Origin of the sequence: Candidatus Tisiphia endosymbiont of Oplodontha viridula (assembly GCF_964264865.1) — a bacterium.
Classification (GTDB): domain Bacteria; phylum Pseudomonadota; class Alphaproteobacteria; order Rickettsiales; family Rickettsiaceae; genus Tisiphia.
Genome location: NZ_OZ183486.1, coordinates 1568948 through 1590213, shown reverse-complemented (window position 1 = coordinate 1590213; position 21266 = coordinate 1568948). Strand labels below are relative to the sequence as shown.

Genomic DNA, 21266 nt, shown 5'->3' with positions numbered 1-21266 from the left:
CATGTAGTCAGTAACAAAAATTTAATTTTCTGTCCCACACACCGCATGACAATCTACTTCTATAGCATAATTTCTGCTCATATTTATCTCGAAGATGAGAAGGGTACTATCTGTATACTAGCTTTCTTACTTAAGTTTTCTTAAGTATCTTATAGTTATTCACTAAAGACAATATTTAAGATACAAGGGTACTATGTAGGTGAGGCTGGAGAATAATTCTCATCATGCTTAGTTAATAACTCACGAGCTATGAATATATTACCTGATAATTTACCTACAGCTACTATCCCTTGATTCTCACGAAATAAAGCGGGTAAAACCCCTTGGTAAGATATTTCTAGGTCTTTAATGTCATCTGTAATGACAAAATGCACTTTATCAGCAGTAATTTTTCTGATTGAACCTACTTTAACTAAGCCCCCTACTCTCAATTCTTTGCCAAGTTTTGACTCGTTAATTTTTGACGTAGGGTAAAAAAATACTATACTATCTTCAAGATTGTATAATACCATATATATTCCCCCAGCACTGCATAAAAGGTAAAATAATATAAACTTTAATCTATTTTTTACCTTTTTTTGCATTACTTGATCTAACTTTAATTTTATTATAATCTAGCCAACTTGTTATTAACAATAAGGCAAGAGCAGCAAAAGCAAACAGGTATGAAGCTAGTAGATAATTAAACATCTTATTATCTTTTTTGATTTTGCTGCTTCACTCTAATAAAATCTATAATTTCTTGAGCAGAACTATTTAAGTAAAAATGCTTTATATATTCCCCTTGTTGATCCATTAAATAACTAAAAGAAGAATGATCAATCATATAATTTTCACCATCATTTGCTCTAGCATAATACACTTTAAACTTATCAGCAACCTCTTTAATTTGTTGTTCATTACCCGTTAAACCAATAAATTTAGGATTAAAATGCTTTAAATATTCTTTAAGCACTGCTGGAGTATCACGCTGAGGATCTACAGTAATAAAAACAAATTCAACATCAATTTTATATTTATCAAGAGTATTAATGACCTCTGTTAATTTTTGCAAAGAAGTAGGACAAATATCAGGGCAATAAGTAAAACCAAAATAAATTAAACTTAATTTTCCTTTCAAACTATCACTATTGAAAGTCTTACCGTCTTGATCAGTTAGCTCAAAGTTTCCACCAATTTGCACGTCAATATTATCCCCTCCTCCCTTTCCAGCAAGGGGTTTTTGCGGTATGTCAAAAGATAACCAAAGATACAATGACGTAATAGTTATCAATAAACCTACTGCTAAAATAATTTTTATAATAATATTATCCTGACATTTTTCTTGCATTGTATTCTTCACCTCATAGTACCCTATATTTTTCTATAATCGTCATAGCAAGGCTCTTTAGATGCCGTGGCGATCCAAGTAAACAGCGAAGCTATTTTTTTAGAGTAACGCTTCGCGTATCCTAGATTGCCGCGTCGCCGCTTTTTCGCGACTCCTCGCAATGACGTTTTATAGACGTATATGTCTATTAGCGAGCGAACGTACGTGAGCGTGGCAATCCCATAACTGTTGAAAGTTTACAAATACCTATACCACAGCGTCATTGCGAGCGTAAGCGAAGCAATCTATCTATATGACAAGCTTCATGGATTGCCACGTCGCCGCTTGCAGCGGCTTCTCGCAATGACGACTTTTTAACTTTCAACAGTTGTGCCACTTTGTGGCTCGCAATGACGGTTTAAGCCTTACAACAGCACTCCGCTAACAGACGATTTTTAACTTTCAACAATTGTACCCTGCTTCCCATTTATTGATCATTCAATATTTGTGCTACTTCTAATGCAGCGTATGTAACAATGCTACTAGCACCAGCACGCTTAAAACATACCAATGATTCTATTATGCTTGCTTGCCAATTTAAGGCATTGGCATCTGCCGCAAATCTTAACATAGAATATTCACCACTTACCTGATAGGCAAATATAGTAGTATTAAAGTTATTGGCCGCTTGTGCTATGACGTCCAAAAACATCATACCAGGTTTAATCATAATCATATCTGCACCTTCAGCAAGATCATGTTCTATCTCTAACATAGCTTCTCTGCTATTACGTACATCCATTTGGTAGGTCGCTTTATTTAGATAAGCTGTCTTATTATTGTTCAATGCATCTCTGAATGGGGCATAAAAACTTGAAGCATATTTTGCCGCATAAGATAGTATATTAACGTTAATAAACCCTTCTGAATCTAGTATTTGACGTATGCCCATAATCCTACCATCCATCATATCAGATGGTGCTACAATATCTACCCCAGCTTTTGCTAAAACTAAAGCTTGGTTGCACAAAGCTTTAACAGTTCTATCATTATCTACATCCCCATTATGTAGAATACCATCATGTGCATGGGTAGTGTAGGGATCTAGGGCAACATCGCATATTATACCAATATCGATATTGGCATTTTTTATACTTCGTATAGTTCTACACATTAAATTGTCTAGATTATATGCTTCATCAGCATTATCGCTTTTTAATTTTGCATCTATACAAGGGAAGAGTATTATAGCATTTATGCCATTTTCATAAGCCTGCCTAGCCGTCAATACTACTTGATCAATAGATAGTCTATGCACCCCAGGCATAGTTTTGATCTCTTGACGCTGGTTCTCGCCCTCAACCACAAATAATGCTAGCACCAAATCATTTACGCTAAGCCTATTCTCTGCTACTAATTCTCTTAGCCACCGCGTTTTTCTATTTCTTCTTAATCTTATTGTTGGGTACATATCTATGTTCTTACCTTTGTGCAGAGTTGTTTTTACCTTTTGTTTGTGGGTGTGCTATTATACTTGGTTTTAAATCATCTATAGTACTAGAACTCACCTTTACCATTTTGCTAAATTTACTAAATAATTTAGAGCTTTCTTGATCCAAATTTATATTTCGTTTAATTTTTTGCCGTAATTTTAATTTCTCATCTATATCCTTATCAATTAGTTTAGAATTATTTCTAACGCCCAATAGTTCGTTCATGTTATCCTTAAATGTTTTTTTGCTTTCATTAGCATCCTTGTTAGTTATCACATCTGATATAAAAGCCAAAGCGGATTTAATTGTTGTCCCAAATTTTGCAAAAGCCAACTGTTTCAATCTTTGACTTTCTTTTTTTTGCCCAATTATTGTTTGTTCTATTTCTTTCTCTTGTTTTTGCTCTAATTTTAATTGATTTTCTAATTCTTGTTGTTTCTGATTGCTCCATTCGCTTATGTTTATTAATGTTCCTTCAACACCTTTAATATTATCCTTATTAAATTGTTCTGCCATTAATTTCACATGTTTTTGTAACTCTTTTGCATTATCTTGTCCAATAGTTTTAGCTATATTATTACTATTAGCGACCTTAATCAATGGATCAACTATCTCTTTAATTGCAATCAATTCATCCTTAAAAATTCCCTGTAATATTTCTTTGTTGACATCTTCTAGCCAAAATTTTCTTTCTTCTAGCATATTATCAGGACATTCTTGCAGCACAAGTTCAGCTATATCTGCAATTACTGGCTTTAGCTCAGGACTAGTATTTAATATTTCTTGTAAACTTACTTCATATATCTTTCTAGCTGAGCTTTCTTTATAAAAATAAAAAGCACTCGTTAATGCTGAAATTATATGTTGTTTTACTTCCTCTCTTTCTTTACTATTACTAAACTTGTTAGGATCATTAAAAATATTATCAATTTTTGTTATAATACCATCTGCTTTTTGTTGAATTTCATCTTGTTTTTGCAGAATTTCTTTTCTTTTTTCCCGAATTTTATCTCGTTTTGTCATTTAATACCTCATAAAAATTCCAAGATGATTTAAACATCATACATAAACATTGAAAAAATGTCATAAAAATAACCTTTAAATTACCCTATAATTCTTACTATATCACAATCATTAATCTCCACTAAGTATTATTAGCATAAAATTTTATTATAGTTAAACCGGAAAGGTTTTAGCAAAAAAACGTCTATTAGCGAGGAGACCGTAGGTCCACAACTGTTGAAAGTTAGTAAATACAGCTTCCCTATACGTCATTGCGAGGAGGCTGTAAGGTCGACTAAGCAATCCATATGACCAGCTTCATGGATTGCCACGCTCACATACGTTCGCTCGCAATGACGCTTTAAGCCAAATCATGTTACTTCTTTTCCATTAATCCTTTCTAGACAGATTTTTTTTGTCACTGTTTTTAATTTTTTAACTCTATCAATAAGGTAAAGTAGCTGTTCTTTAGTTATCTTATAATCTTTGTTATAGCGAGCTTCAATATAAGCCTGTTCAAGTAATCTAAAACATTGCCTTTGCTCAACGCTAGAATGAGGGAATATTTGCCATAATTCTTCATTGTAATTTCCAGCTATACTACCTAATTTTCGTATATCATGCAGTTTCGGTTTATAACCAGAAAAAACTAACAGGATAGCATTATAAAAACACTCAGTAGCTTGGTGAAGGTAAAAAGCTGATAAAGCATAATTTCCCCTTCTCAATGGGTAGTTACAATCTATAAAAAATTCTTTCCCACTTGTAAACCAGTACTCATAATCCTTTTCAGCTATTTCTCTTCTTTCTCCCCAAGGTAAGTTTTTAGCTTCCGCCAGCTGAAATTCAACGCTATCATATAAGAGAATTCCTTCTTTTTTTATATCGGAAAAGAAATAATGCCCCTTCTCTAACTGACTATTTACCGTCTTGATTGATTCTAGCACCAAAGTTACCCATAACTCAAAAGGACTTCTTAATGATTTTTTTTCCAACCTTTTTTCTATTTTATCTTCTATGGATAAGCTGGCAAGACCGGCATGCTTGCCTTTCTTCATCACCAACATAAGATCGAGATCACTTTGATAACTATAAGTAATGTGTCCTTTTTTATATTCATCTTGTACCCAATCTCCCCTAGCATAAGAACCAAATAAAATAATCATCGCTATCTTATCTTTTCCAACTGCTAAGATTTCTTTTACAATCTCGTCAAGCTTTTCTTGAATTATCATAGAACGGCTAGGTAAGGTAGTTTTCATATAGATTTATCGTCATATTTTGAGAATATATAACCAAGTGTGCAAGTTTAAATAACCTAAATTAGGAATAATATCACAACATCCTCGATGTCATTCCCGCGAAAGCGGGAATCTAAAAATGTTTAAGTATCTATCCTTGCTATTTCTCTAGACCCCCGTCGTAGCTCGGGTGACATCTTTGTACAAAATTTAAGTTATTTAAACTTGCATACTTGGTTATATTATATAATTTTACTTATTTTGTTGGCAATTTAACTAGAAGATTACTTAAAAATTTGCTTTATGCATAATTATTTCCAATTAGTATGTTTTAACATAAACTTGTTGATATATATCAAAACCGGCTGGATTTAGCTTATAATCAATTTCTGCTTGCTCTAAATGTTTCAATGTTTTAATGCAGTTTTCTAAGTTAACCTTATTTAGAGTTTGCTTAAAACTTGGCACATATTTATAAAAAATTTGTGGAGATAATGATTTTATAGCCACATCTATATTAACACCCATTGCTAATTTATTCAATACAGTGTATAGATTTAGATAATACCTGATTAATGCTCTGATAATTAGTACTTCATTAATATTTTGTTGTTTTAGTTTGGTGAATTCTTGTAAAAAATTATCAAGATTTCCTGAGGAGAAATAAACGCATAAATCATCCCCATTCCCTGTAAAATCATCACTAACTACAGCTAGTGCATCATCCAAGGTGATTTGATCTTTATCAAATGTAAAATATATTAACTTATTGATTTCATTAACTAGTGTTTGATGGTCACCTTTTAAACGATCTGTTAAATAGTTAACAGTATCTTCACTTATAACCTTACCAACACTGTTACATTTTTGTAAAATTATCTTAGTAATTTTGTGTTCATCATCGTGATAGCAAGCTAGAGAAGCTAGATAAGTTTCAGTTTCAAAAAACTTACGTATACTAGAAGCAGCTGATAATTCATCAGCAATAAAAACTAAGAAATGCAATGAGTCTTTACTAAGAGCCAGTTTTAAAGATTTATCTATAGACTCGCCAACTGACCTTACTATAATCAATTGTTTTTGCATAAAGAAATTTTGGGTATTAACTAACGTCTCGAGCGATCGATTTTTAATTTCAGAATATTCTATAGAGGTTTTTAGTAAGTCAAATTTCTTTACTAAAGTCTTACAAACTTTATCAATGTACCCTTTATCTGGACCATAAAGCAACAGAGCCTTAATTTGTCCATTTTCTACCTTATCAAGTAGCTGAATGATTTGTGATAGATAAAGCTTCATCTTTAATTCTATTTTAGACTTCTTGCATAATTCTACTTCTGTTGGTAATTTATACGTCGATCCGGTACTCAAATCCTCACGTACACTTGCCGTACTGCTTGCGGTCATAGTACCCTACATTTTTTCTATAATCGTCATAGCAAGGCTCTTTAGATGCCGTGGCGATCCAGGTAAACAGCAAAGCTGTTTTTTTAGAGTAACGCTTCGCGTATCTTGGATTGCCGCGTCGCCGCTTTTTCGCGGCTTCTCGCTAATAGACGCTCGGAAGACCCCTTAACAGTAGTGAAATAAAAATGTAAGGTACTATGGCTTGCGGTACTAAGCTACATTTTTCCTAAAAATTCCTCAAAAATTATTCAGTTCGTAGGCACTCTCTTAAAATATAAAATTAATCTTGCTAGGATTTCATCTGCTCCTCGTTTTGTAAGGTCTTTCAATGCTACCTCTTCATCTATATAGCTATAATATGGTAAAGCAGCTGTACTATAAGAGGTTATATGACTAAATGTTCCTGTTGTTACTTCTCGATTAGTAACAATATCAACTAACCTATATTGAATAGTTTGACTGATTGTTTCTCTTAACACATCAGAATTCTTTTGAAGAATAAGTGGTAAACGTTTGTTGGTAAATTTTACCTTTAATAAATACTTTGTTGTGACTGTTGTAGAGCTTGGTAAAATACTCGATAAATAGTAACAAAATTCTGCACCTTCAATAGATGCTATTGGTTCAATTTCAATGCTACTTAATTGGCTTAATTCCTGCGTGCTATATTTATTACTATATACAGGTTTTAAACTACAAGAGGTAAATAAAAATAAGTAAGCAAGAGCTACTAATAAATTTGAACGCACCATATTGTATTTACCATTCTCAACTATTAGTTACCTCCTGAGATTGTCCACTATCATTGTCATCTACCTTACGTTTATTATAGTTACGTACTCTAGAGGGGCGAGAATAATTTGATTTTTTCTCAATATATTTACGGTTTGACTTATTGGTGTCAAGGTCATTGACTCCGTTAACCGATTCATTTACCACTACTGGTTTATTAGTTTCTTGAATAGAATCAATTACCTCTTTATCAATTTTTTCCATACCCTTATTTGATTCACTACTAGATTCTAATTTATCAGGCATTTTCCATTTTTGCTTCTTCTTGTTATGAGCAGGAGTCTCTTTAATACTCTTTTCTTCTTGATAATTAGAGGACTGATTCTGAATTAATGGCTTATTACCAGCTTCTGTATGGCTAGATTTCTTTGGCAATTTTATTTTTTCAATTGAATAATTATCAGAAGTGGCAGAAGGATCAACGTGGAATTTTAACTTTAAATTATATTTTTCTTCAATTAGAGATATTTCTGAACGTTTATTATTCAGTAAATAGATAACTGAATGAATATTAGCAAAAATATTTACTAAATCAATATTTTCATTAAAAATTTCATTTTCCACCGTACGTAGAATCAACATAGCATTTGACTCATCTGCCCTAACAAGACCCTTACCGTTACAATATGAACAAATCGATGAATTTGATTCCAAAAATGAGGGGCTTAATCTTTGACGAGACATCTCAAGCAAACCAAATTGGCTAATATGAGCAGTTTGAATTCTTGCACGATCTCTACTTAGAAATTCCTTAAAAGACCTCTCGACAATCCTACGATTTCTAGCTTCATACATATCGATAAAATCAATAACCACTAAGCCTGATAAATCTCTTAATTTAATTTGCCTAGCAATTTCTCTAGCAGCTTCTAAGTTGGTCTTTAATGCCGTTTCTTCAATATTTTTTTCAGAAGTTGCTTTTCCTGAATTAACATCAATTGAAATAAGTGCTTCTGTTGGATTTATCACTATATAACCACCAGAAGGTAAAGCAAAAACTGGTTGGTATAGTTTTGCTAGTTGTTCCTCAACAGCAAATTTTGTAAAAATTGGCACCTTATTTTTGTATTCTTTGAGCTTAGCCAAATCAATAGGTAATATATCCTTCATGAATTTCACAGCATTTTGATAAGTCCCACTACCTTGTATTATCAACTCTTTAACAGTAGGATCACACATATCTCTTATGACTTTTTGAATTAGACCATCTTCTTCATGTATAAAACAGGGGGCTACAGATTTAAGAGTATTCTCCCTAATTTTATTCCATAATCTTGCTAAATAATCATAATCTCTTTTTATGTCTAAAGTAGTACAACCAGCACCAGCTGTACGAATTATGATACTTGACCCACTACTGTTATTATTTGCAGTTATTTTACTGACTATATTCTTAAGCCTTTTTCGCTCATCAGCATTGGATATCTTACGCGATACACCATTCTGCAATGGAGTATTAGCCATCAGAACGCAATACTTTCCCGCAAGAGATATAAAGGTTGTAAATGATGCACCTTTATTAGCTCTTTCCTCTTTTGTAACTTGAACAAGCATAACTTGTCCTTTTTTTATTACTTCTTGAATTTTGTATTGCTTTTGTTTATTGTCTTCCTCTCTATCACTTTTGTCTACACTTATTGTTTCAATATCATTATCTAAGACATCCAAATTAAATTCTACCTGAATTTTTTCGTCCACTAATCTTTCTATGGCATTTAAATCAATTTCTTCACTATCTATTATCGGATTATAATCCCTCTTTGCTTCAGATTCTACAAAATCATCTTGGGTAATATCTAAAAGAGAAATTTCTTGTAATTTATTTATAGAAGTTAAAGATTTAAGATCAGATACTGGTACATTATAATAATATGGATGAATTTCATTGAAAGGCAAGAATCCGCTTTTGTCCGGACCATAATCTATAAAGGCAGCCTGCAACGCTGGTTCAACTCTTATAACTTTTGCAAGATATATATTACCTTTGATTTGTTGTTTTATGGCTGTTTCATATTCAATATCCTCGATATTGTTACTATGATTCAGTAAAACCACCCTTGTTTCATTAGGGAAGTTAGCATCAACTATAATTTTTTTACTCATTAATTTTTTACTCGTAAATTTCTAGGTATATCTCTAAACTCTGTAACATTTAGCAATATTAGAGAATATTATAACAAATTTAAAACTTAATATTAAGTTTTTATGAGAAAACATTTAACAAGTACATTAACCTAACAAATAACTAAAAAACTCTACTTAACCTAAATTCGATATAACATTACTATGCCATTGATCATTCCTAGCTAAAAGCGGGAATCCATGATACCTAACAGTCATTCAGGCTGTTCTTTGGATTCTGCAATGAAGCGGGGATGACATCGAGAACTATTATACCTACTTGGTTATATAATAGACTTCTTGCATAATTCTACTTCTGTTGGTAATTTATACGTCAATCCGGTACTCAAATCCTCACGTACACTAGGGTACGCTGCGGTTTTCCGTTCCTTGTCTCCTATAAATTCCGGAGCAGCAGCGAATTCTGCAAGAAGTCTAATATTTTATTAATGGTCAAAATAACAAATTAATTAGACAAATCATAATGAGTGATATAATGTACTTTTAGTTATATCAAAATCTCTTAAACGCCTCTCAACTAATAAAATTTATATACGATGTAATCTAGTTTAGCAAACAATTATTTATGACCCAAAATAATCATTTAAAAACAGTTTTGCTATTGTTTCTTAGCGTATTTCTTTTTGCATGTATCACTTACATCAATGCACTTATAATGCCAAGTTTTCTGCTAAGTAAAGGCTTATCTGGGGAACAACTAGACCATATCGAATCAATCGAAATGTTAGGTTATATAATAGCTGGTTTATTCTTAACCCCATTAATTAACAAAATCAGCGATAACAAAACTACTATTATTAGCTTAATCTTACTTATAATAGGCATATTAAACCTAATTATGATTAAGGATTACACCATTCTTAAAATCAATTTTATTGTAATGGCATCTGCCTACTACACTTACATAACCACAACTATCATCAAAATAGTAGAGTTAACCAATAACTATAAATATTATAAATATTTTGCTCTTATTATCTTTTCTTTGTTATGGATAGCTGGACAGTTTACCGTTGATTTACTAACTGTATTTCTAGAATCAGCTATAAATGGGTTATTATTATGCACGTTACTTTATAGCTTCATTATTATAACTTGCTTACAAAGAGAGAATATTAATAAAAATACAACTTTAGTTTCTAGATTTTCATTCTTAATTGAGAATATAGAATTACAGATACTAACAGGCTTTATGGTATCTTATATTACTTTTGATATATTGTGGTATTATGAAGAATTTGCCTTAGAGAAACACTTTCCTGTATCAAAGATAGACACTATTACTCATTATACTCTTATAAGTATATTTTTCTTGATATCACCTGTTATTTTATCATTAAAAATAATCAATAAATATCTTGCGAACTTAATATTGATAATTATCCTCCTAGCCAGTTTTATTCTTTTACCATATTATGGAGTCACTTTAATAGGTAACATCTATCTCCTTTCTATAATTGGTGTATGTTTATGTGCTATTTTTATTTGTAATATATTAATATTATCCGGTAAATTTGAAGCACAAGATTTGAGAACCGCACTGGCAATATATTTCACTATGTGTGCTATTGGCATTTATTCTGGAGCTTTATCTTCTTATATATCCCATGGACTCTATGATGGGCAGGGTTTTCTATTTTCTACATATAGTGTTGTTGGAACTTTTGTACTTTATTATTCTTGGTATTTTTTTAAACGGAAATTGTACAGATGGTAGGGGTATAATCTAAACAGTTTCCCAAAACTAAATTGCTACTCGGAGTACGAGTGTCGGCTACCTTCGCGTACAACTAGTACGTGAGCAGCACAGATATTTGGTCGCGAGAACGCCAATTCTTGCAGTTCACCGAGTATACTAGTGATCCACACGGGTAAAGCCTGTACGGGGATGACATCAAACCTATTACATTGAACTCAGGTTTAAGTTGCTATGAAGATTTATGAAAAAAATAAGACTTGACCAATATCTAGTAGAATCCAAATTAGTTGATGATATTAACATTGCACGAAGCTTAATAGTACAAGGCAAAGTATATATCAACCAGTACCAAAATACCAAACCAGGTACAAGAATATTGACTAATACTCCTGATGTTATTATAAAACACCCAGTACATGATTATGTATCACGAGGGGCTTTGAAATTAATTGCTGCTCTAGACTATTTCAATATTGATCCACAAGATTTAGTTTGTTTAGATATAGGTTCTAGCACTGGTGGTTTTACTGAGGTTTTACTCCGTAGAAATGCCAAAAAGATTTTTGCAGTAGATGTAGGATATGGTGAACTACATTATAAATTGCGTAATAATCCTAAAATTGCAGTAATTGAAAGAACTAATGCCCGCTATCTAACAGTTGAGCAAATTAGCTTACCACTAGACCTTATCGTTTGTGATGCCAGCTTCATTAGTCTTACCACTATATTACCCACTTCATTTGACCTAGCAAAAGATAATTGTAGTCTAGTTGCCCTAATTAAACCGCAATTCGAAGTAGCAAGGGATGAAGTCGGGAGCGGTGGAATTGTCAGAAGCCAACTCTTACACCAAAGAGTATGTGACCATATTCAACAATGGCTAGAATCAAACCATAACTTTAATATACACGGGATAATACCCAGCCCTATTTTAGGGGCAAAAGGCAATCAGGAGTTTTTAATTTATGGACAGCGTATAGTCAATTGATGAGAATTTGGTAACATCGTTTTCGATCGCTCGCCTATTATCTATAGGCGTTGCTCCATCGTTCCTAGCATCAAATTCTCATAAATTGACTATAACACCTATGGACCTTTGGCAAAAAAATATAAAACTCGATAATCAAGTTTTTTAGAATTATTAAAAAATATGTCATTGCAAGGAGACCGTAGGTCGACGAAGCAATCCAGTAACATCATTTATCTATAGATTGTTTCGCTTACGCTCGCTAATAGACGTTGTGGTATTCTGTGTTTATATCGCACGAGGCGATAACTGGAATTTCTCTTGTTCATTAACAATAGTACTATTCACTCTATTATTAGTGTCGTGTTTACCAACTTTCTCATTAGGGTCATTTACCTTCATATCATCATAATCTTCACTAAGAAATTTTCTTTTCATTTCTGATTTATTGAGTACACTCTTAGTTTTATTAGTTTCTAATTTTTTAATGTTTTTATGACTATCTGTTTCTATTGGTAACATATCAGCACTTTGTGTTTTAGTATTTTTCCCCGCAGGACAACTATACTTTTCTAAATCTTTTTTAGTTTCATGCAGCATAGCTTTAATTTGCTCTAACTCTTTGTGCAACTTACTGTTTTCCTCATCACTATTTCGCTTTTTTACCCTATCACTTGCTAAGTTCAATGAAGGATAATCTTTATCTTGATTTAACTTCTGCCTTCTTTTGCGATCTGCATCCTGTTTTACCATCTTAAGATACATCTGACGATTTCTTAAAGTTGGATTAATTGTTTCCGTATCAGATTCACTAAGTAAATCTTCCTCATCGTCATCAAAATTTTCTTCCGTGACGTTCCTTTTTGCCATTGATATATACTTCTTATTATAAAGAGGCGGACGCTTACCACCTTCAAAACCTTTGGTATCTATAATTTTATTATTAGCAGATTTTTTAAAATATCCTTTAAAACCATCAGTACAACCTGAAAGTAGGAACAATCCCAAAACTGTAATAATAATTTTCCCTAACATAAAGCAATCCGATAATTTTTTACTAAACCATAATTAATGACACAGAATTATTAAAGTTGCAAGAAGCAATTCCCTCAACTGAATTAAAAAGTCAGCTTATTATTTTTTCTACCGCATCAGCTAAAAGCCTACTACCATCATTTTTCCTTTTTAATAACTCATTAGATGTTTTTTTTAATATATCACGATTTTTTACTAGCACTAAGAGTTTACTGGCTAATTTTTCTGCTGTAACGTCATTTTGTTCAAAACACCACCCTGCCCCACTATCTTCTAGAGCCTTGGCATTATAGAATTGATGGTTTTCGCTAGCTGAAGGTAGTGGAATAAAAATCGCCGGCAATCCTACATAGCAAAGCTCAGAAATAGTCGATGCCCCAGCTCTTGATATTACTAATTCTTGACTCGCATATTGCTGATCCATATCATAAAAAAAATCTGCCAACTTATATGGAATTTTCAACTGAGCATAAATTTTAGCAATATTATCATGATCTTCTATGGAAGCTTGTTGGGTAATATGCAGTTTAATATCAGGATTTGATTGCACTAATATTTGAATAGCTTCAGGTACTAAAGTAGAGAAAATCTTTGCTCCTTGGCTTCCTCCAAAAATAAATATCCGAAAAGGATCATTGCCAAAATCATTTCTTACTTTCAGGTTTTTAACATTCTCCCGTACTATATTTCCTATAACCAATTTCTTATTCTTATCAAGAATATCATAATTTTTAGTTTCATCATATGTAAGGGCAACTTTCCTAGCATATTTTAAGAAAAATCTATTAGCTTTACCAATAAAGCAATTTTGTTCATAAACTATGATAGGAATACGTAAAAATACTGCAGCAAGCAATGGAGGAAAAGTCGGATAGCCACCAAACCCAATTATAGCATATGGTTTAATCTTCACTAATAGCAATAACATCTTAAAAGTTATAATTAATAAGGAAATCAATAATTTAAACTTATTAAATAAACCTTTAGGTGGCAATCTAAAATTTATTATATGTGGTATAAGCTTTAAATCTTCAGTTAAATATTTTTGACACCTAACATCGGTGATAAGGTGCAACTCATACCCACGCTTCATTAATTCTTCACCTAAAGCAATAGCGGGAAACAAATGCCCAGCTGTACCACCACCAGCAACAATTATATTCTTCATATGTCAATATCTTGAATTTTATATTTACCAAGAGAGGTTTTATGTTTGGTAAAACCAAGCAGCATCCCCGTAGCAATGGCTATAGCAAGAGTTGAAGAACCACCATAACTAATAAAGGGTAACGTCATACCTTTGGTTGGCAATAAATTCAAGGTTACACCAATATTAATGATTGCTTGTAACCCTATTTGGGAAATAATACCACTTGCTGCTAATTGAATAAATTTATCTTCTTCATTAATAAGTTTAAGTAAACTACGAATAACTATAAAAGCAAAGATCCCTACAATGATTAAACAAATAATTGCTCCAAATTCTTCACCAGCAACAGCAAAGATAAAATCAGTATGCGAATCCGGCAATACTTGTTTTACCGCCCCTTCACCAGGACCACAACCGTATAAACCTCCATGCTCAAACGCCCTGATTGACTTACCAACTTGGTAATTACTACTACTATCAGGATCCAAGAAACTATTAATCCTTTTTGTTACATGAGGAAGCCAAAAGTAAGCTGCTGTAACCCCAAATACCAACATAAAAGCAGCAAGTATAATCCAAAATATCGGCATACCAGCAATAAAAAGTTGAATACCAAAAACAGCAGTCACCATCACTAACATACCAAAATCTGGCTGGATAATTAATAATAAAGCAACGATACTATAAAGACTTATGCAGATAGAAAAACTTGGAAATTCACCTTCAAATTTCAGCGATAATATCCAGCCTGCCACCACTGCAAAAAATGGTTTTACAAATTCTGAAGGTTGTATAGAGAGACCTAGAATATTAATCCAACGAGTAGCCCCCTTAACCTCATAACCATAAAATCTAACTAAAATTAATAATAATATACTACCAATAAATCCTAGAATTGAGAATCTCTTTAACCATTTTCTTGAGAAAAAAGAAAAAAAAATGATTAGTAACAAAGCACTAGCAAGGTAGAATAATTGTCTAGATGCAAAATAATACTCATTAAGTCCAATTCTATTGGCTACTGCTGATCCTGATGTAGTAACCAACATTATACTAAATACAAATAGGATTACTAAAGCAATAATCATTTGCTGGTCAATACTACGCCACCACCATTTTATATAGTTGTTAGACAATTCATTATTATGATTATCTTTAACCATGATTAATAATAGCATTATATAATTTAATAAATAATTCTCCGCGTTCCTCAAAATTTTTAAATTGATCGTAGGAAGCACAAGCTGGGGCTAGCAGAATATTCTTTATACCCCCCATATCCTCCATTGCATCTTTAAAGGCAGAATTAAAAGCCTCCGTTAAATCTTGACAAATTTGGTAGTCTACCTTGCCATTAAGAAATGATGCAAAAATATCTTTGTCTTGACCAAAAAGATAAGCCTTACGAATTTTATAAAACCATGGCTCTAGCTCTGTTATTCCTCCTTCTTTTGCTATCCCCCCAGCTAACCAATATATATTATCAAGCGATGAGATGGATTTAGAGGCAGCAATACCATTGGTAGCTTTGCTATCGTTATAAAAACTTATTCCTTGCATTGTACCAACATATTGCATTCTATGTGGTAACCCCTTAAATAGCCCGATAGCGGCAATTATTTGTTCTGGCATTGCCCCTATAATTCGACAAACTGCATAACTAGCGGCAATATTTTCTTGATTATGTATACCTTGTAGATAGTTATTATTATGGAGATTAATAGTAATCGGTTCAAAAATATTGTCATAAATAATATTATTACAAATTGATATTCCTTTATTAAGAATTTCATAAGTAGAGATTGGTACTACATTTGTTCTATTTTCCTTTTGTAATTCTAGAAAAATATTCTTGGTAATTTCATGATCAACACTAATTATAGCAAATGAATCTTTATCTATTCGATCAAAGATCTTTTTTTTGGCAGCAATATAGCCTTGCATATTATTATGTCGGTCTAAATGATCTTGCGTGATATTAAGAAGCACCACAATTTTGGCTTTAAAACTGTTTAATAAATCTAATTGGAATGAGGATAGCTCCAATACATATCCTTTACTATCTAATCTCATAGCCAAAACAGGAAAACCAATATTTCCTCCAACTTGATAATCAAAACCACAAGATTGTAAAATATGGCTGGTTAAAGCAGTGGTAGTACTCTTACCATTAGTACCAGTTATGCCAATGAAATTAGCTGCCTCAGGCTCTCTTAACCTAACTTCCTCAAATAACAGATCTATATCTGAAGTTATCGGTATATTATAAGAATTAGCCATTGTAACAATGTCATGAGACAAAGGAATACCTGGACTCAGTAGAATCTTATCAAGATTTTGCCACTGCAGATCAGATAAGCTAACAAGACTATCACTCCCATAGATTTTGGTAAAAGCATCCCGACTACTCTTTGCTTGATCATAGCAAATTACTTTAGCTACTTTATTCAGTACTTTCCAAGCAGCTATACCAGTCTTACCTAAACCAACTATACCTATATTCTTATGTTTTTGCGAAAGAAATGATGACATAATTTTTAGGCTCACCTTGTTTTACTTATGTTTACTATACGTCTATAAAACGTCTACTAGCGAGGAGACCATAAGCACAACTGTTAAAAGTTAAAAAGTTGTCATTGCGAGAAGCCGCTGCAAGCGGCGACGTGGCAATCCATGAAGCTTGTCATATAGACAACGCTTCGCTAATAGACATATATACTTCTATGATTTCAAGAGTTGATAGACGATAGTATAACTTCAAGAAGAGCTAGGCAGTAGCAAAGTCGAGCATCGGAGATCTTTGGTCGCGGGAACGCCAATTCTTGAAGTTCACCGAGTATACGTCTATAAATAAGAAACGAGAACTATATTAACTCCTTAAGATTTCAAAAGAATTTTGTTGCTGAATTTTCAGCAATCTCTGACTTATTATCAAGCTCACTACTTAAAGACCTTACATTACTTTTAAATTGTTTAAATTTTGCTAATTGCTTGCCAACAAGCTCTATGCCTGGAGTAGATTTAACGTGCATAGGGTTTATGTTCTTACCACCTATTTTAACCTCATAATGTAAATGTGGCCCCGTAGTTCTACCAGTACTACCAACATACGCAATAACTTGGCCTTGTTTAACTATACTTCCTAACTTAAGATTTTTAGCAAAATTAGAAGCATGAGCATAAGCAGTTGATAGATTTTGACTATGTTTAATCTGTACAAATTTTCCGTAACCAGATTTCCATCCTATTTCAGTTATCACCCCATTACCTGCAGCATAAATCGGCGTACCAGTTGGAGCAGCGAAATCAACACCTTTGTGCATTTTGGTATAGCCTAAAGTAGGATGATGTCTATTACCATAATGAGAAGAAACTCTAACTAATTTAACAGGGGTTCTAAGCAAACTTCTTTTTACACTTTTACCATCTTCAGAAAAGAAATCATGATTATTGGGTGTATTATCTAGAGAATACCGGAAAATATTATATTCTTTACCGGACAAATTAAGCGATACATATAAAACCTTACCATGATGAGAGAATTTACCCTCCTTGGTAACAAATTTTTCGGTTATAACAGTTACCGTATCACCATTTTTAATTTGACGTTGAAAATCAATCTGATAACTATACGAGTTAATCAGCTCAATTATACTATTACTTGATAATCCCAACGATTTTAAGGCCGACATAAAGCTTGAATTAATAACCACAGAAGATTTGGTTATTAATTTATTTAGAACTTTGGTCACATCTTTCGCATAAAAACTTTCCTCTTCTCTAATAATTTCTAAAGATTTAACATTATCATACGCTATGGTTATTTTATTCAATATACGTGATTCAGAAGCAAGATCTTCATCATCTTGTTCAGTAATGTTTATCTCATAATCAAAAACAAGTTGCTGTCCTATCTTCAGGGAAGATTCAATATTCTTGTCTTTTATTAGTTTTACGATTTGGTTTATTTCATTATTTGGAATTTGTTGCCGTAAAAGTATTGCCTTTAATGTATCACCTTTTTTGACTGTTATAATTTGGGAGATTTCATTTGATAGTTCTTCTGAAGATTCAAGTATCTCTGGCTCTGCTATAGTAATTGACATAGTATCACTAACGAACTTATTGATCGATAAAGATACAAAAGTAGCAAACCCCATAAAAAGGAATATAGAAAAGTATGAAAAAATGACCCTAAATTTATACTTAATCTGCGGGTTTGTTAATATAAGGCGGATAATAGCTTGCATTAATGCTCATTTAAGTGATATTGATTCATGAAAAAACAAATAACTAACCAAAAATTTATTTAAATATTTTTAGTTTTTATTTGATCTGTATGTAATGATCCTACCAATATGGAGTATAGAAAAATAAATTACAATAAAAATATTACTAAAGTTTTACTTATTTTAAACTACTAGCGATGAATTACACTATCAGGGCAGTTTAAAAGCCCCAACTAATGATAGGAAATACTAAATTATAGAAATAAATAGTTGTCATCGCGAGCCACAAAGTGGCGTGGCGATCCAAATAAACAGCAATTATCTTTTTAAAAAAACAAACTTTTCTATCATTAGTTGGGACTTCTAAACTGCCCTGTTACACTATCATAAAATTTTATATATACAATTTTGCTGCATGCTAGTATAATTCAGCACAGTCCAAATTATAACTTAAAGAATTGTTATTTTCGCATGTTGCAGAAATTGATGAAGCACCTTATATTTGCTAGTATAATGGGATTTTTATGCATTCTTTCTTCTTATGGACAAGCTGAAGATAATACTCAAAATATGGAATTCCTTGATACTACAGATGAAAGTAATGAATTAGAAAAAGATAATAATTTTACTGAGCATGTTGCTGATTCTAATAACTTGCCAAATATACAAAATAATGTTGAACATTCAGAATTAAAAACTTACAGTCTTGGTAAGATTATTGCTTTAAATAAAATCACAGCAACATCAAAGGAGCTGGTATTAAAGCCTAATGAACCACAATATTTTGGTAATATTCAAATTAAACTTCATAAATGTATTAAAAATCTTGATCCTTACAATGAGGATAATTACATGCTATTAACCATTACAGAGCATAAAATTGATGAGGATGCTATGTTAATTTTCCAAGGATGGATTATCTCGTCAAGTATCTCAGCCTCCACCTTTGAACATCCTATTTATGAAATCTTTGCTAAAAATTGTTTATAGGATATTTTAACTAATGATATACTCAAATGATTTGAAAAATGGGAACAATAAACAAGGGGAGAGTAAGCGGAGCGTACATTTAGTACGTGAACACGCGAATGCCCCGCAAGTATTTGCAAAAGCCAATTCTTTAAAGCAGAAGAGTATACAATCCATGATCTGCCTATTAGTTATGTTATTCCCAGTAGTTGGATTGATTTCTAGTTTTTCTACTGCAGTAACAGTTCCTATGTTGTTATTAACTATATTAGTTGCTTTGCGAGATAAAATCTTTATTCATTTTAAATACGCTACTATTAAAGAAACTTTGTTATCCAATTGGAAACTGGAATTACTATTTTGTCTCTGGTGTCTTATAACAAATTTTTATTCACCTAACTACCCCTCCTCTTTATTTAACTATCTACAGGTTTGTTTAATTGTTCTAATAGGGTTTATCGTAAATAGCAATATTGACAAATTATCCATAAATGTAACTAAAATAAAAATATATTTTATTTTAGGAATAACAGCAGCAATTGCTTTGTTTTTTATAGAATACGCATCTTACGGTATTATAACAAGGGCTTTCCGTACTGTTTTTCAGCCAAAATCTTCATGTCAATTCTTTTTATTCATTCTTGACCGTGGGTGTTCTTTATTATCAGTTCTTTCATGGGTAGCGATAGCTATAATTATATCATATCATAGATATTTATTAGCGCTAATATATTACCTGATAATTTTTTATTTGCTCTATATCTCAGATAGCCTTGCAAGCTTTTTAGCATTTACCGTAGCTGGATTAGTATTTTTAACAAATAGGCTGTTAGTAACCAAATCACTGCAATCTGTTTTTTTGAAATTATTTACCCTTGCTATGATATCTGGTTCAATATTGATGCCAATAATTGCATATAAAATACAACCACATTATGCCTCAGATCACTATGCCAAGTTTCTACCAGACTCTGCTAAGCACCGTGTATTTATTTGGCACTTTGTTGCCGAACAAATTATCAAAAAACCAATTTTGGGTCATGGATTTGCTTCATCAAGAAATTTTAAAATTGATGAGAAACAAATGATTAGCTATAACCAGTGGACGTGGTCCCCCCTTCCTCTACACCCACATAATAATATAATGCAAATTTTATTGGAAACGGGCTTAATAGGTTTGATACTATTTTTATCTTTAATTTACAAATATATTCAAAAAATTAGTAATATATCCTTAGTGCAGTCTTCTAAAAGTGGTAAGATAAATCGAACGACTGAGAATAACAAAATAGATGTATTAAATTACAAGTCAGTTGCCTATGCTTGCTTTATAAATTATTATATAATAGGTATGATTTCATTTAACATTTGGCAAATATGGTGGGTTTGCAGCTCTTTTGGAGCGATGATTTTGTTTAAGTTACTTCTTTCAAAATCACAGGAGTATAATTACTAATGTTGGAAACATCTAATATTTTACAAGAATACTTGCCTATAGCTGTGTTTTTTGGTATAGCATCAGTTTTATCATTGGTAATAGTTACATTGCCAAGGCTTTTAGCTCCTCGAAAATATAATAAGGCTAAGTTGGATAGTTATGAATGCGGATTTGAAGCTTTTGGTGATGCTAGAAGCAAATTTGATGTACGTTTTTATCTAGTAGCTATTTTATTTATTATTTTTGATCTAGAAATAACTTTTTTGGTGCCATGGGCTATTACACTTGGACAAATTGGTAAATTTGGTTTCTTCTCAATGATGTTTTTTTTATTGGTACTTACCATCGGTTTTGTATATGAATGGAAAAAAGGAGCTTTAGACTGGGAGTAAT

At 32.1% G+C, this 21266-nt stretch carries 19 protein-coding genes; 5 read left to right on the top strand and 14 right to left on the bottom strand.

Annotation, left to right across the window (positions count from 1 at the left end; genetic code table 11):
• Positions 1–191: 191 nt before the first annotated feature.
• The 9 genes from ccmE to ACFEL1_RS07710 all read right to left on the bottom strand — a co-directional run bounded on the left by ccmE (position 192) and on the right by ACFEL1_RS07710 (position 9347).
• Positions 192–584 carry a cytochrome c maturation protein CcmE gene (gene ccmE / locus ACFEL1_RS07750; RefSeq protein ID WP_342278451.1) on the bottom strand — a complete coding sequence of 131 codons (393 nt, stop codon included), beginning with the start codon at positions 582–584 and terminating at the stop codon, positions 192–194.
• A complete protein-coding gene (locus ACFEL1_RS07745) occupies positions 562–690 on the bottom strand; it encodes a hypothetical protein (protein ID WP_341763311.1) in 129 nt (42 codons plus the stop codon). Before ACFEL1_RS07745 ends, ccmE begins: the two co-directional genes overlap by 23 nt.
• Before the next feature lie 4 nt (positions 691–694).
• Positions 695–1330 carry an SCO family protein gene (locus ACFEL1_RS07740; protein WP_341763310.1) on the bottom strand — a complete coding sequence of 212 codons (636 nt, stop codon included), beginning with the start codon at positions 1328–1330 and terminating at the stop codon, positions 695–697.
• 466 nt (positions 1331–1796) lie between these two features.
• Entirely contained in the window at positions 1797–2780 is a 984-nt protein-coding gene (hemB, locus tag ACFEL1_RS07735; RefSeq protein WP_375330985.1) for a porphobilinogen synthase, read from the bottom strand.
• A 10-nt stretch (positions 2781–2790) separates the two neighbouring features.
• Positions 2791–3825: a hypothetical protein gene (locus ACFEL1_RS07730; RefSeq protein ID WP_375330984.1), complete on the bottom strand. Its 1035-nt coding sequence runs from the start codon at positions 3823–3825 to the stop codon at positions 2791–2793.
• A gap of 350 nt (positions 3826–4175) precedes the next feature.
• Positions 4176–5066, bottom strand: a complete 891-nt coding sequence (locus ACFEL1_RS07725; RefSeq protein WP_375330983.1) for a HEPN domain-containing protein — start codon at positions 5064–5066, stop codon at positions 4176–4178.
• Between the two features lie 300 nt (positions 5067–5366).
• A complete protein-coding gene (gene holA, locus ACFEL1_RS07720; RefSeq protein ID WP_410521706.1) occupies positions 5367–6344 on the bottom strand; it encodes a DNA polymerase III subunit delta in 978 nt (325 codons plus the stop codon).
• Positions 6345–6700: 356 nt separating this feature from the next.
• Complete coding sequence (locus ACFEL1_RS07715; RefSeq protein WP_342278721.1) at positions 6701–7204, bottom strand: hypothetical protein; 504 nt, start codon at positions 7202–7204, stop codon at positions 6701–6703.
• A gap of 16 nt (positions 7205–7220) precedes the next feature.
• Entirely contained in the window at positions 7221–9347 is a 2127-nt protein-coding gene (locus ACFEL1_RS07710; protein ID WP_342278722.1) for a ribonuclease E/G, read from the bottom strand.
• Positions 9348–9951: 604 nt separating this feature from the next.
• On the opposite strand from ACFEL1_RS07710, the gene ACFEL1_RS07700 reads away from it, so the two are divergent.
• Both ACFEL1_RS07700 and ACFEL1_RS07695 read left to right on the top strand, forming a co-directional pair.
• Positions 9952–11103, top strand: a complete 1152-nt coding sequence (locus ACFEL1_RS07700) for a hypothetical protein (RefSeq protein ID WP_375330981.1) — start codon at positions 9952–9954, stop codon at positions 11101–11103.
• A 223-nt stretch (positions 11104–11326) separates the two neighbouring features.
• The gene (locus ACFEL1_RS07695) at positions 11327–12073 is read left to right on the top strand and encodes a TlyA family RNA methyltransferase (RefSeq protein WP_375330980.1); all 747 of its coding nucleotides are present in this window, start codon (positions 11327–11329) and stop codon (positions 12071–12073) included.
• Between the two features lie 267 nt (positions 12074–12340).
• On the opposite strand, the gene ACFEL1_RS07690 is transcribed toward ACFEL1_RS07695, so the two are convergent.
• From ACFEL1_RS07690 to ACFEL1_RS07670, 5 genes are all read right to left on the bottom strand, one after another.
• The gene (locus ACFEL1_RS07690; protein WP_342278725.1) at positions 12341–13087 is read right to left on the bottom strand and encodes a hypothetical protein; all 747 of its coding nucleotides are present in this window, start codon (positions 13085–13087) and stop codon (positions 12341–12343) included.
• 91 nt (positions 13088–13178) lie between these two features.
• Entirely contained in the window at positions 13179–14255 is a 1077-nt protein-coding gene (gene murG / locus ACFEL1_RS07685) for an undecaprenyldiphospho-muramoylpentapeptide beta-N-acetylglucosaminyltransferase (RefSeq protein WP_342278726.1), read from the bottom strand.
• Complete coding sequence (gene ftsW / locus ACFEL1_RS07680; protein ID WP_375330979.1) at positions 14252–15415, bottom strand: putative lipid II flippase FtsW; 1164 nt, start codon at positions 15413–15415, stop codon at positions 14252–14254. Before ftsW ends, murG begins: the two co-directional genes overlap by 4 nt.
• A complete protein-coding gene (gene murD, locus ACFEL1_RS07675) occupies positions 15393–16769 on the bottom strand; it encodes a UDP-N-acetylmuramoyl-L-alanine--D-glutamate ligase (RefSeq protein WP_375330978.1) in 1377 nt (458 codons plus the stop codon). Before murD ends, ftsW begins: the two co-directional genes overlap by 23 nt.
• A gap of 353 nt (positions 16770–17122) precedes the next feature.
• Complete coding sequence (locus ACFEL1_RS07670; protein WP_342278729.1) at positions 17123–18487, bottom strand: M23 family metallopeptidase; 1365 nt, start codon at positions 18485–18487, stop codon at positions 17123–17125.
• 492 nt (positions 18488–18979) lie between these two features.
• On the opposite strand from ACFEL1_RS07670, the gene ACFEL1_RS07665 reads away from it, so the two are divergent.
• From ACFEL1_RS07665 to ACFEL1_RS07655, 3 genes are read left to right on the top strand one after another with little or no spacing between them, the layout of a single operon-like run.
• Positions 18980–19456 carry a DUF2155 domain-containing protein gene (locus ACFEL1_RS07665; protein ID WP_341763402.1) on the top strand — a complete coding sequence of 159 codons (477 nt, stop codon included), beginning with the start codon at positions 18980–18982 and terminating at the stop codon, positions 19454–19456.
• Between the two features lie 13 nt (positions 19457–19469).
• Positions 19470–20891, top strand: a complete 1422-nt coding sequence (locus ACFEL1_RS07660) for an O-antigen ligase family protein (RefSeq protein ID WP_375330977.1) — start codon at positions 19470–19472, stop codon at positions 20889–20891.
• Positions 20891–21265: an NADH-quinone oxidoreductase subunit A gene (locus ACFEL1_RS07655; RefSeq protein ID WP_342278731.1), complete on the top strand. Its 375-nt coding sequence runs from the start codon at positions 20891–20893 to the stop codon at positions 21263–21265. The genes ACFEL1_RS07660 and ACFEL1_RS07655 overlap by 1 nt, the downstream gene beginning before the upstream one ends.
• The last annotated feature ends 1 nt before the right edge of the window (position 21266 follow it).